General features: G+C 63.5%; 14 protein-coding genes, 1 tRNA gene and 2 pseudogenes. 8 read left to right on the top strand and 9 right to left on the bottom strand.

Annotated features, from left to right (window positions below; translation table 11 throughout):
• Positions 1-74: 74 nt before the first annotated feature.
• Both ORI27_RS29705 and ORI27_RS29700 read right to left on the bottom strand, forming a co-directional pair.
• Positions 75-269, bottom strand: a complete 195-nt coding sequence (locus ORI27_RS29705) for a helix-turn-helix domain-containing protein (RefSeq protein WP_407666470.1) — start codon at positions 267-269, stop codon at positions 75-77.
• 111 nt (positions 270-380) lie between these two features.
• Positions 381-510: transfer RNA gene (locus ORI27_RS29700), tRNA-Ser, on the bottom strand.
• A gap of 477 nt (positions 511-987) precedes the next feature.
• Here ORI27_RS29700 and ORI27_RS29695 point away from each other — a divergent pair.
• The 3 genes from ORI27_RS29695 to ORI27_RS29685 are packed head-to-tail and all read left to right on the top strand — an operon-like array spanning position 988 to position 3,490.
• Positions 988-2,013, top strand: coding sequence for a hypothetical protein (locus tag ORI27_RS29695; RefSeq protein ID WP_266000741.1), 1,026 nt, complete (start codon positions 988-990; stop codon positions 2,011-2,013).
• Positions 2,006-2,641: a GTP pyrophosphokinase gene (locus ORI27_RS29690; RefSeq protein WP_266000740.1), complete on the top strand. Its 636-nt coding sequence runs from the start codon at positions 2,006-2,008 to the stop codon at positions 2,639-2,641. The genes ORI27_RS29695 and ORI27_RS29690 overlap by 8 nt, the downstream gene beginning before the upstream one ends.
• Before the next feature lie 21 nt (positions 2,642-2,662).
• Positions 2,663-3,490, top strand: coding sequence for a hypothetical protein (locus ORI27_RS29685; RefSeq protein WP_266000739.1), 828 nt, complete (start codon positions 2,663-2,665; stop codon positions 3,488-3,490).
• A 13-nt stretch (positions 3,491-3,503) separates the two neighbouring features.
• Here the strand turns inward: ORI27_RS29685 and ORI27_RS29680 are convergent, their stop codons facing one another.
• From ORI27_RS29680 to ORI27_RS29650, 7 genes and pseudogenes are all read right to left on the bottom strand, one after another.
• Entirely contained in the window at positions 3,504-3,974 is a 471-nt protein-coding gene (locus ORI27_RS29680) for a hypothetical protein (RefSeq protein ID WP_266000738.1), read from the bottom strand.
• Between the two features lie 62 nt (positions 3,975-4,036).
• The gene (locus ORI27_RS29675) at positions 4,037-4,471 is read right to left on the bottom strand and encodes a MarR family winged helix-turn-helix transcriptional regulator (RefSeq protein ID WP_266000737.1); all 435 of its coding nucleotides are present in this window, start codon (positions 4,469-4,471) and stop codon (positions 4,037-4,039) included.
• 535 nt (positions 4,472-5,006) lie between these two features.
• Positions 5,007-6,464, bottom strand: a complete 1,458-nt coding sequence (locus ORI27_RS29670) for a Fis family transcriptional regulator (RefSeq protein WP_266000735.1) — start codon at positions 6,462-6,464, stop codon at positions 5,007-5,009.
• A pseudogene (locus tag ORI27_RS29665) lies at positions 6,442-6,606 on the bottom strand (helix-turn-helix domain-containing protein); the annotation flags it as partial. The gene ORI27_RS29670 and the pseudogene ORI27_RS29665, both read right to left, overlap by 23 nt.
• Positions 6,587-6,823, bottom strand: coding sequence for a hypothetical protein (locus ORI27_RS29660; protein ID WP_266000733.1), 237 nt, complete (start codon positions 6,821-6,823; stop codon positions 6,587-6,589). The gene ORI27_RS29660 and the pseudogene ORI27_RS29665, both read right to left, overlap by 20 nt.
• Positions 6,824-7,028: 205 nt before the next feature.
• Entirely contained in the window at positions 7,029-7,346 is a 318-nt protein-coding gene (locus tag ORI27_RS29655; RefSeq protein ID WP_266000732.1) for a hypothetical protein, read from the bottom strand.
• Positions 7,347-7,607: 261 nt separating this feature from the next.
• A pseudogene (locus tag ORI27_RS29650) lies at positions 7,608-8,208 on the bottom strand (transposase); the annotation flags it as partial.
• 190 nt (positions 8,209-8,398) lie between these two features.
• Between ORI27_RS29650 and ORI27_RS29645 the strand changes: the two are divergent.
• From ORI27_RS29645 to ORI27_RS29625, 5 genes are all read left to right on the top strand, one after another.
• Entirely contained in the window at positions 8,399-8,830 is a 432-nt protein-coding gene (locus tag ORI27_RS29645) for a PaaI family thioesterase (protein WP_266000731.1), read from the top strand.
• The gene (locus ORI27_RS29640) at positions 8,830-9,927 is read left to right on the top strand and encodes a zinc-dependent alcohol dehydrogenase (RefSeq protein ID WP_266000744.1); all 1,098 of its coding nucleotides are present in this window, start codon (positions 8,830-8,832) and stop codon (positions 9,925-9,927) included. Before ORI27_RS29645 ends, ORI27_RS29640 begins: the two co-directional genes overlap by 1 nt.
• Positions 9,928-9,949: 22 nt before the next feature.
• The gene (locus tag ORI27_RS29635) at positions 9,950-10,381 is read left to right on the top strand and encodes an FAS1-like dehydratase domain-containing protein (RefSeq protein WP_266000730.1); all 432 of its coding nucleotides are present in this window, start codon (positions 9,950-9,952) and stop codon (positions 10,379-10,381) included.
• Positions 10,378-10,833 (top strand): MaoC/PaaZ C-terminal domain-containing protein, encoded by a 456-nt coding sequence (locus tag ORI27_RS29630; protein ID WP_266000729.1) that lies wholly within the window; start codon positions 10,378-10,380, stop codon positions 10,831-10,833. The genes ORI27_RS29635 and ORI27_RS29630 overlap by 4 nt, the downstream gene beginning before the upstream one ends.
• 331 nt (positions 10,834-11,164) lie before the next feature.
• A complete protein-coding gene (locus tag ORI27_RS29625; RefSeq protein WP_266000728.1) occupies positions 11,165-12,271 on the top strand; it encodes an acyl-CoA dehydrogenase family protein in 1,107 nt (368 codons plus the stop codon).
• Positions 12,272-12,281: the final 10 nt, after the last annotated feature.

Below are 12,281 nucleotides of genomic sequence, written 5' to 3'. Positions count from 1 at the left end.
CTCTTCGACGATCCGGACAGCACCCTCACGGAACTCCCGGTCGTACTTCTTCCGTTTCTCTGGCATCTCGATCCCTATTGTTGATGCCTCCACGGTCTCGGGGGAAGTTCAAGCCCCTCCAGGCCCTCAGCCTCATAGCGGGCCAACCAGGAATGCAGCGTCTGGCGCGACACCCCCACCTTTGAAGCGACCTGCGAAATCGACAAACCATCGCTGATCACCGCTAACACAGCCTGATACCGCTGCTCAGCCACGCTTAACTCCCTCATTCAGGGAGTGTCAAGGATCAACCGAAGTAGGTGTAAACCATCAGCCGAAACACTGTCGCCCATCATCCGAAGACAAATCGTCAAGCATCAACCGAGGTCATACATCGGAAGTGGTGCCCCCGGCAGGATTCGAACCTGCGACACCGGCTTTAGGAGAGCCTGCAAGCCCTCCTCGTCGCGGTCCCGAAAGGTGTTTTGAACTGGCGATTTAGCGTCATTCGGCACCACTTCAAACCACGGCGTGTCGCGGATCCACCGACCAAATGCCGACCACAGATCAGCGTTTGCCATCCGTTCTAGAGCTGCTCGGTGGCGGGGTCCGGTCTGACGGCGAGGCGACGAGCCGGGCTGTGCTTTTACATCGCCTTTCGGACGCGACGCCGACGTGCCGTCCCTCATGGATATCAGCGGATATCCATGATCCGCCTCCAGCGCTTTCTTCGTCGCGTCTACACGGAGCCGCTAGAAATTCTCCGTATGAAACCCAAGGTCGCATCCGCTTCTGTCGACGGCCTCGACCGTTTCGAGCTGAGGTCCCAGTTCGAGGATGCCGTCGCGTCCCTCGACAGGCGCCCAGCCGTCCAGCCCCTGGACATCTGCGGCTCGCCCCACCGGTGGGGGTGACGCGTCGAGGCCGCCAGCACCGGCAAACGTCCGCGCAACCGGGGTTGGACTGACAAGATGACTCGGCATCTGGTCGCGGGGGAGGGGTGTCACGATGGCAGCTGGTGAGCTGCTCTGGGCCTATGCTTATGAGGTCGCGCCACGGCAGTCCAGCGCCTACGCCGGTGGTGTAGTGCCGCTGACCGTACAGCTGCAGGCGGCGCTGGATTCGCGGTTCGACCGGTCCAAGATCGCCGAGGGCCCGGTGGTGAATTTTCAGGTGGACAACGCCTCACCCACACGGGCGCACCCGGTGCGCGATGCGGCACTTGCGATCTCGTTCGCCGACGTCGCTCGTCCCGAGGTCGTCGAAGTGCTGGCCGACAGGTTGGCGGAGGCGATGGATCACCGCTCCAAACCCTCGCTGTTGATGGCCAGCGTGCACGCCTGCGCGTCGCCACAGGACAAGCGGTTGATGCTGTGGACCTTCCCGCAGCAGGAGGTGTTCAATCTGACCGTTGCCGACGGCACAACGAGTCTGGAGGTCATGGACGCCTTCACCACCGAGTCGAATCTGCGCAAGGTGGCGATGGTGGAGGGCCAGAACATGCCGACCGGAATGCTGACTGCTCGGGTGCGCGACTTTCAGGCCACCAACGCCGAGCGGGCGGCCGCGGACTTGTGGATCGTGGGATTCCTGGATGCACGGCTGCAGATGAGCGCCGCAGAAGGAACCCGGTTGCTGGCGCACGCGTTGCGCTCCGCGCACACCAGGACCGGCGATGACCCCGCCGCCCAAGATCAGATCAACGCCGCCATCCTCGGGTTGCGGGTCGCTCCACCGCGGCGATGGTCGATCGATCAGGTCTCAGCGACCTATCACCTCGGTGACACCGCGGCCAGCGCTTTGGTCCACGGTCTGGGCCCCGAGGAACGGACGGCCATGTTCGCTCTGGACAACGACACCTTCGACCGGTTGATCCGCTACACCCGCTTCGTTCTCGACAACGGCGTGATCGTGTCGGCACCCTTTGTTGAGATGGACACCCCGGGCGGAGTGGAACTGTTCGAGGTGAACGGCAAACGCCGGCTGCGCGCCGAGGGCGAGATTCAGGAAGAGCAGGTGAGAAGCCGTGGATGAGGCCGAACTGGTGGCGGCATACAGACAGCGCCGGCCCCTCCTGGACACACTGGCAGCAAAGTTGCAGGCAGGGGCGATGGCCGCCCTCGAGCCGGTGGCCCACATCGACCGGATTGCGTTCCGTGTCAAAGCGCAAGGGTCGTTCGTGAAGAAGGCCGCCCAGCCCAAGTACCGCCATCCTCTCTCGGAGTTGGAGGATCAGGTGGCAGGGCGGGTGATCACGTTCTTCCGCGACGACATTGCCGTGGTGTGCGCAGCGTTGACCGACTGGTTCGGACCGGTGGAACAACGCACGAAGGAACCCGAAGGTCCCAAGGAATTCGATTACGAGTCAGAGCATTTCGTCTGCGTGATCCCCGAACATCACAAACCCGAAGGTTGGGCGGAGATCGCGGAGATGCCGACCACCTTCGAACTTCAGGTGCGCACCCTGTTCATGCATGCCTGGGCCGAACCGCAGCACGATCTCGGCTACAAGGGCGCCGCACTGGACCGGGAAACGGAACGGGAATTGGCCTGGGTGGCGGCCTCGGCGTGGGGCGCGGACCGAACGTTCAACGACATCGCGCGGCGCTTGGGCGCGGTGCCGGTACCCGCTGCCCGCGACGCGCCCACCGACCGCACCTAGATTCGCGGGGCGGGAGAGGACGTGAGGTGGCCGCACAACGCTGTACCGGACGGTCAGTACGCGGAGCTGGTCGCTGCCGCTCGCCGCGGCGACAGGGAGATCGACCACAAAGTGCTGATCGAACTGTTGATGCAGTCGGTGGCCGAGGATCATCAGCGCGACTCGGGTCCGGGACCGCTGGTCGAATTCGACGACGGCCCGGCCACGTTTCTGTTCGCGCAGGCCGGCACCTCGCATGCCGACCGGACGCTACTGGCGGTCGGTCACCCCGAAACGCCGCGCGAGGTCCGCGACGTGGTCTACCAGCGGGGCTACCCACTACCCGACCTGTTAGCTGGCCGACCCGTGGACCGTGGTCATCTCATTCCGTATACCGGCGGCGGACAGTACGGGCCGAACCTGTTCGTCCAGGACCGCGCGCTCAACCGCGGCTGGTCACGTGACGGTCGCGGCTACCGCGCCCTGGAACGCGCCGCAGTGGCCGGCACCCCGGCCACGCTGATGTTCGCCCGGCCCCGCTACGTCGATGACACTGACGTGCCGGGTTTCGTCGACCTTGGTGTGGCCACCGCCACCGACGTCGCGGTGCACAGGTTCAGGAACCGATTCGATGTCGCCGAGGTCCGGCGTGAGCTGCGCATCGTGCTGCCCGGGGCCACCAACGCCCAGATCGGGGCACTAGGGGCCGTTAATCTGGCAGTCCCAGCTCGGCGACCGGAGATATTTCGTTGCGGGTCAGGATGGGGCGTTCTGCCGTCACTGTCAGTCGAGGCGAACGAGCTGATGCCAAATAATCGTCGTGAGCGTGAGCACGGTTGGGCCGTGCCAGGACGCGGACGGCGCCGATGAGTTCAGGGGCATCTCATTTGTTGTCTGATCGCTTCCCGGGTAGGGGGGCGATATCAGGCTCGACCCATCCGGTCCTGGCCGCCGGACTGGCAAGGGTGGAGGACCGGTAGAAGCGGGTGAGCAGCTTCTTGTCGAGCAGTTCTGGGTACTGGTGGATGAAGGCGTCGAAATCCGTGATGCCCGACTGCCGCGCGTGGTGGCCCACCAGCTCGACCCAGGCCCGGCTGACCGTGGCGTTGTACTTCCAGGGGATCTTCGCGTAGCGGGCGGTGGACTGGATGCCGTCGCTGACCAGCTCGACCGCCGTATCGGTGTCGTAGCGTCGGACTGCGAGCCAGGTCAGGTGGACGTGCTCGCGATGGCCAAAAGTGTCGGCAGTGGCCATCACCTCGTCCATCAGCTCAGCGAACGGCGATGACTCCTGCGTCTGCTGCATTGACGCCACAGCGCGCATGACGATGAGTCGTTTGGCCGGGTCGATCAACCTCTTGAGCAGTCTACGAGGGTACGCCGTTCGGGCTGAGTGCAGCCGCGGGCCGCGCGTGGTCATGAACCTTCCTTGATGAGCGCATCCATGACTTCGCGGAACCCGGTGACGGCGTCGGCGGGCAGGTTCTGCAGCGCACGGTTCTCGATCTCGGTCAGCGCCCCGGTGATGACGGCGGCCGCCGCGCGCCCCGAGTCGGTGAGTTCGATGAGCACGGAGCGGCGGTCGCCGGCGAGCGTGCCGCGAGTGATGTGGCCGCGTCGCTCTAGCCGGTCGAGCACGCTGGTCAACGTGGTAGGGCGGGTGCCGACCGCGGATCCCAACTGGGACACGGTGCGGCCTTGCCCGTCGGCGAGGTTGGCCAGGGCGTTGATCTCGGACGCGGTCAGGTCGAGGTCGACCAATTCGGTAGCGATCAGCTGCAAAAGTGCGTGGGCGGCTCGCTGGAACGTGAGCAGCGCCGACTGAGCCTGCGGTACGGTTTCGGACTTCATGATTTCGGATAATACGATATCGAATTACATTGTGCAAATTGCTCCCGTTGCTGTGGTGTCGGTAGCCAGGCCACGTGCGAGCATCGGAGCGCGCCATCCATCGACCATCGCGTTGAACACGGTCTCGTCAGCTCGAAGCGGCGAAACGCCATCGGTGCGCGGAACCGGTGGAATGAATCCGGACAGTTCCTCAGCCATGCCGGCGACCGTCCGAAGGCTGGCCGACTGTCAGCCCGCCGCAACGCTTGAATAGCCCTGCGCCACAAGCCAATTCGTCACAGTGACGTATCGGTGGTGGCACGCGGAGAGGGAGGGCGGGTAGTCAATCGCCGTCTACAGGGCGGGGCGACTGGGACTTTCACCTCCTGGGGGTCATGCAGCAGATCGGCGCTCTGGCCGCCCGGTGACGCGCCTACGTGTGCCGTCCGCGTCTCGGGCTCGTTGCACGAGTGTGGGTCGATCTTGCCCGGCACGTCGCCGCCGATCGTCGATCGCACGCCGCGACGAAACGGCTTTCCCTGGCGCGGAAGGACTGTCAGTCTAGTCGAGTGGCAATGTACCGCGCGTAGGTTGATGCCGACGCTCTTGCGTGGGCTTCTAACGTCTGCGGGCTGTAGCCGAGTGTCTCGGCCAGGATGGCGATCGGCGTGGTTTGGGTGAGTTCGTTGAGGGTGCCCAACCGGGCCTCGAGGGCGGCGAGAACCGGTCGTAGATGACTGCGGAGATGCGTTGGCGTGATGTGCATGCCGGGCCGGTAACCGCGAAATACCCATGGAGAGTTGGGATGTGCGGCGGTTTGGTTGTTGTAGGTGCTGGCGGCCAGCGTGCGAACGGGTGCATCAAGCGGCGGAGGAAGATCGATCGGCATGCCGGCCAGGTCGATGCTCACCGTGTCGGCGGTGATCGTGACTTGGTTCCAGGTCAGCGCGGCAATGTCTTCTGCGCGTTGCGCGAAGACGATGACCAGGATAGCGGCGAGCCGGTCGCGGGGGTGAAGCGTCTGCTGGTGAGCGACCTTTTCGATGACGGCGTTCTGCTTCGTGACGGGCATCCTTGGTGCGGTCCCGCGGCGATGCGGTGTCACGTCCAGATCGAAGGATATGAGCCGGGCCTTGATGGCCCACCGGATGAAACGGATGATGTGCTCGCGGGTGGTAGGGCCGGTCGATTGCCACAGATCGATGTGGGCCTGGCTGAGCTGCTCGACGGTGACGTCGTGCTCGACTGCGAGCCAGTTGCAGAACTCAATGGTGACGGTGACCGTTTGTTTGGCCCGCAGGAACGCCGAGTCGGTGACGGGGTGCATCGATCGAAGTCGTTTCTCCAGACTCCACCGGATGAACCGGGCGATGACTTTGCGGTGCTCGTCGGTGGTGATCCGCTGCTGGGCTAGGACAGCCCAGGACTGGAACCGGGCCAGTCTCTCGTCACGTGACGCAAGGGCGTCGTGCTCGACGAGCAGGCTGCGCATGTAGTCGGTCGTACGACCCGGCGGGAACTGGTCAAGTACGTCGTGGGTGAGGGTCGGGTGGCGAGCCAGTTCCTGCAGAACGTGGGCTACGTGGGGTTGGCGGATCCACGTCAGGCCACTGTTGGGCCGGGCCATCGCGGCGAGTGCGTCGACGATGACCTGCAGCTGGGGCGCGATCGCGCCGGTGTCGGGGTTGGTGAGCAACCGTGAAGCGGTGGCGCGCAGCACGCACCGCTGGCAACGTCCGCCGCTGTAGAGTTCGGCTTCGGCGCCGCAGCCGATGCAGTCGAGGTTGAGCCTGACCCCGCTGCAGCGCCGGCAGGCGGGCCGCTCATCGAGGAGGCCTGGCAGCACGCCCTGGTGACCGCAGGCGCAGATGCCGGTGATCCGTTTGGCCGCCTGGTAGCAGTATCCACAGATCGGTCCGTCCGGCCAGGTGGCCACCAGTTCGTAGTGGCCACGGCATCGGGCGCATCCGATCGGCCAGCGCTGGCGGTCTTCAGGTTTGCGGGGACGGGCCATCGTCGTCCTGGACGATCCGAATCCGTTTGGCGACCGGCTTACCCGGCGTCACACCCAGATCGCGTGGACGCGGCGCGTTCGCTGAGGCGGCGGCCTGCATTTCCACGTACGGCTCGAACAGCTCATTCGGCGAGCAGTCGAACGAAATGGGGGGAGCGAAAAAACTCGCTCAGCGCAAGGTCGCAACCACCGTCCGGATCAATCAGAACTGGTGTACCGACCGGAATATCGATACCGCGCTCCAAGTCATCAATCGCGGCGTACTCGTCCGCCATCGGGTGGAACGTCTCCGGCGGTCTGATACCGGACCGTGCCCACGTCAACATCCACTCGCGGCAATCATCAGCTGCCTGGGTCATCCGACCGAACGCTACCGCCGTGACCACAAACTTCGGCTGCAACAGGCTGACATCCCGAAGAAGTGACGTTGTGCGTCAAGGTTGCCGCCGAACACGTGGTCCAAGGCAGCCAGGGCGACAACATGATTCGGATGGCGCGGATGCGCGGCGGCGGCGGCCCTGGTCGGTGATCAGCCGACGCTGTGGTGAAGGGCGGCGGGGACGCTCAGTTGTGTGCCTCGGTGATAGTGCCGTGCTGCAGTGGCTGTGCGGTGGCGGGCAGTGTTGCACGCGTGGCGTCGTGCCACACCGGCAGGGCAGTGACACCGGCCCAGCGGGCCGCGCAGATGCGGTGCCGGCCACTGGACACTAGCTCACCCTCGGCGGTCACATAGATGCACAACGGATCGATGCTGCCCAGCAGCGCCAGGGCCAGACCGCGGTCGCCTTCGGCGAGGTCTTGTAGGCGCCCGCTGACGCGAGCGTAGGCCTCGATGACGTCAGCCGTGACGCCGGGCGCCATCTCGGCCATCAGATCGATCACGACGGGTGACACTGCCGCGCAATCGCTGGTGCGAATTTCGCATGTGGGGGTGCTGAACCGCCTGGGACGTCCGGAGAGGCTGATGTGCCCCGGGCTCGGTGGTGTCGCGCTGCGGCACAGACGATGACGATGGCACCTAGGGCGTAGACGGTTTTCATCGCACTGCTCGTCACCGCGATGAACTCTGCGACCGCGGCGAGCTTTGACCGCCTGGTCGTAAGCGGTCAACCCGACGAGCCAGCGCCGCTGACGAGGTGCCCATCACCACGCAGCAGCAGAGATGACGGGACTGGCTAGACATCCCAGGTGCTTAAGTTGTCGAGCGGCGCCGGTCTGACGGTGTGCCCAGGCTTTGCGCTCGTCGTAGAGCGTGTGGCGGCGTAGGCAGCCATGGAGGATGCCGACGAGTCGGTTGCCGAGGGCGCGTAGGGCTCGGTAATGGAGATCTCCGTTGGCGCGGTGCTGGGCGTAGAAGGTGCGGGCACCAGGACTTCGGGTCAGCGCGCAGAACGTCCGTTCATCGAGCGCGTCGTGTAGGCGTTTGTTGCGGACGTGGCGGGCCAGTACGGCTCTCTTGGGGCCTGAGGCGATGGTCAATGGTGATGTTTCGGCGTAATTCGTGTGACGCTTGGCGCTGGTGTATCTGATCGGGTCGTCCCCGAACTCACCGAGCAATCGGGCGCCGAGCACAACAACCAAGTCCTGGCAGGGAGCGACAGATGTCGGCGTCCGGGTGTTTCTCAAGATGTGCGGCCAAGGCGGTCTCGAGTTCGTCGATCTGGGTGTTCAGTGTCGCGATGACATGGACCGCGGCGGTCGTGGCGGCTCCGAACGCTGCAGCCACCGCAGCGGGCGCCGTGAGGTGTCAGGCCACGTCGTGACGTCGCCTTTGATTCTCAGGAGTGGCCGTGCTGCTGCGAGGAACTGAGAGTCAGCCGGATCAAAGCTTTCCCTGCAAGAAACGGATGCAACTTACTGCCCGTTGAGCTGCTATTTTCATTGCTAGAAGCCACATATAGGGACATAATGAATCTATTTGGTACGGTCGTGTCGTGACAACCCCGGCGGACCGCGAGCGCCATGAGAAGTCGTTGAACTTCATGTTCACGAGGGTGCCGTTCACCAAATTCGTCGGCCTGCGGCTCGTCGACTGGTCTGAACCGGATCGGGCTGTCGTGAGCCTGCCCTACAGCGAGACCGTGGACAACAGCGGACAAACTCATCACGGGGGCGCGATCGCTACCCTCATCGACGTTGCCGGTGCGGCCGCCGCATGGAACGGTCACGATTACGCCAACGGCACCCGCGGCGCCACCGTGTCGATGACCGTGAACTACGTTGCCTCTGGACGGGGCGAGGCCATACAGGCTGCGGCACATTGTGTGCGCCGTGCCAAGGAGCTCAATTTCGTCGAGGTGTCGGTGGCCTCTGAGTCCGAACGCATCGTCGCGACCGCGTCACTGATATACAGGATTGCCCCGTGATGTCGCCTCCGAGGATCGCTACAGCGCTGGTACTCGAGGGGCCAGGGTGGTTGGTGACCCGCGAGTTCCCCATCCCTGCCTTGGCCCCAGGCGAAGCGATTCTCGCTGTGGAGGCTTGCGGTCTGTGTGGAACTGACCATGAAATGTTCGACGGGACAATGCCCGCCAATCTTCCTTTGATTCCAGGGCACGAGATGGTCGGACGCATCGAGCACGCGACTGACGATTTTCTTTGCTCTCGTGGTCTTGATGAAGGGGATGTCGTCGCCGTCGAGGTATTCCAGCGTTGTGGTCAATGCAAGTCCTGCCGGCGAGGCGCCTATCCGCTGTGCCGCAAGCATGGAATGGGTGACTCCTACGGCAGTGCGCCCATCTCGTTGGGTTGTGGGTTGTGGGGCGGCTATGCGACCCATGCCATATTGACCGCTGACTCACTTGTGCACCAGGTGCCAAAGGGCATGGATCCGGTCTATGCCACCTTGTTCAACCCACTGGGGGCCGGAATCCGCTGGGGACAAACCTTACCGAATGTTGGAGTCGGAGACGTCGTTGCCGTTCTGGGTCCGGGATTGCGTGGGTTGAGTTCGGTAGCGGCGGTCAGCAATGCCGGCGCTGGCTTCATTCTGCTCACCGGCGCCGGTGCTCGTGATCGCACCCGGTTGAAGCTCGGTGAGAGATTAGGCGCGAACGTCGCAGTGGATGTTCGCATCAGCGATGCCAAGACGCTACTCAAGCAGGAGACCGGGGGGCTTGCCGACATCGTCGTTGACGTCACTGCCGCCGCGCCAGCAGCATTCCTTCAGGCCATCGAACTTGCAAGGCCGGGCGGAACGATCGTGGTCGCCGGCACGAGAGGCGTTCACACAATCGACCGATTCAACCCGGATCGTCTTGTGGCCAAGGAGCTTACGCTCATTGGCGCTCGCGGTGTCGACGGCCCGGCTTACGCGCGCGCGCTGGAGCTACTCGCCGATGATGATCGCTTCTCGGCGATCCCGCACGACGTGGCGCCACTCGACGCGGCGGATGTGGGGGAGTTGCTGGGCGCGATGGCGCACGGCGATGCTCCTCCGCTGCACGCGGTTGTCGCGCCGTGAGGCACCAAGAGAGGCATGAACCATGGAGGAACAAGTGGCTGAACCTTTCGAATTGCCGATCGAGCGCGGCAAAGTTCAGGAGTTCGCGCGGGCCGTCGGCGCAAGGGATCCCCAGCACTACTTGAAGGAAGGCGCCGTCTCACCGACGACATTTCTCATGACAGCGCAGTTCTGGCAGGGTCCGCAACACAGAGTGTGGCCGGCGGGACGGGACATGAGCCGAGTGCTGCACGCCAGTCAGGAATTTGTGTTCCCCAAGGGGCCTCCGCGTGCCGGTGATCGACTTAGCGGTCTGCAACGTATCGAAGACTCCTACACCAAGGAGGGCAAACGCGGAGGAATGATGACCTTCACGGTCATGGTCTCCGAATACCGTGACGAGGCGGGAAATCTGGTGGCAGAAGTACGCAACACGCTGGTGGAGACGTCGAAGTCGACAGGGGCGGGTACATGAGTTCGTGGGACGACTTGGTCATCGGATACGCGCCGCCACCGCGAACCGACAAGCCCTTACGGGTAACCGATTTTGTTCGTTACCAAGGCGCTTCCGGGGACTTCAACCCTATTCATCACGACCCTGCCGTCGCTGCCAAGGCAGGTTATCCACAAGTATTCGCCGTGGGAATGCTGGGTGCAGGGAGCTTGGCTGCCTACGTGTCCGATTGGCTTGGGCCGCAGAATATTCGGAAATTCGGTGTTCGGTTCAAGGAACAAGCCTGGCCGGGGGACGAACTGACTTATACCGCAATGGTCACAGACCGACGTGAAGTGAACGACGAGCGCTTAGTAGACCTCGAGCTTGGTTGTACCCGGCAAACCGGGGGCCTGCATCTGACAGGTTGGGCGACAGTTGTCGTAACGAAACGCCAAGAGACGTGCGTTGTCGTATCGGGACTCGTTTGCTAACCCGTGGGCCCTGCGGATACCAACCCGGGATGCATCGGGCGATAGCGACTGTCTCCATCTCGTCCGCTGCATCCAAGTCGCCCCACGATGGGCGTTTACCCGACTAATTTGAATGCATACTGCCAGATAGATCGCGGCTGCTTGAGCGTAGATCAGGAGAAGTGTTCCAAAGAACCCAGGTCAAGGTGGTTTTGATTCCACCGCGCAGTCCACTATGTTTGCATGCAATATGCTGCCATGTCCGCGTTCGGTAATTGCGATGTGATGAGATACGGGAGGGCCCATGGAGGCGCCAACACTGGACACCTCGGTACCTGTGGTTCGGGCTGCGTTGAGGGAGTGGCTGGTCGCCACCGCCGACAGCCTCGACGAGTTCCGCCATCACCACGCCGAGCCGGTTGAGGATCGCTGGGCGCGCGACGCCCGTTTCATGCGCGTGCTGTATGACGCCGGATGGATTCGCTACGGGTGGCCTGTGGAGTACGGCGGGCTCGGAGGCCCTTCGGTGTTGCGCAACGTCCTCTACGACGAACTTGAAAGTGCGGGATATCGAGTTCCGGAGTTTGTGATCCAGATCGAGCTGCAGGGCGAGGCATTCATGAAGTTCGCCCCTGCGTTCGCAGAAGCTCGTCTGCCTGCTGCGTTGCGCGGCGACGAAATGTGGGCACAAGGATTCTCCGAACCTGAGGCTGGCAGTGATCTGGCTTCCCTGCGTTGCAAAGCCGTTCTGGAAGGCGATGAGTGGGTTATCACCGGCCAGAAGACATGGACGAGCTACGGGGTATCGGCACAGTGGATGGGGGTGCTCACCCGGACGGGGTCGGCCGAGTCGCGTCACCGCGGCATCACCATGATCCTCGTCGACTTGCGATCTCCAGGCATCGAGGTGCGGCCACTTCGACTTGCGAACGGGACCGACGAATGCGCCGACGTTTTCTTCGATCACGTGCGCGTACCGGTCAACAACGTAATTGGAGAAGTCAACCGCGGCTGGGACGTAGCCATGTATCTGCTGCAGTTCGAGCGGGCGAACTATGGCTGGCTGCGCCAGGCGCACCTCGCCCGGCGCCTGCGCGAACTCGTCAGTGAGATAGACGATCCGGACCGCGCCACCGCGACCGTGCTGGGCGACTGTTGGCTGGCCAACCTTGCCCTGCGACTACGGTCCGGCGAGACGGTGCGGCGGTTGTTCGCCGGGGAACGGATCGGACCAGAAGCGTCAATCGACAAGATCCTGATCGCACAGGCCGAACAGCCGCTCAACGACGCCTTCCGTGACTTACTTCCTGGCCACTTTCTGTTCGACCCCGATGAGAAGTTCGAGGTATGGAGGTCTGAGTGGTACTACAGCCGGGCGGCATCTATCTACGGCGGCGCCGGCGAAGTTCAGCGGGGGATCATCGCCGACCGGCTGCTGAAACTTCCTGAGGAGGCATGAACGATGCGTT

It is taken from the genome of Mycobacterium pinniadriaticum (genome assembly GCF_026242045.1).
GTDB lineage: Bacteria > Actinomycetota > Actinomycetes > Mycobacteriales > Mycobacteriaceae > Mycobacterium > Mycobacterium pinniadriaticum.
The sequence above is the reverse complement of the archived record's forward strand: the minus strand, read 5'-3'. Positions and strand labels throughout refer to the sequence as shown.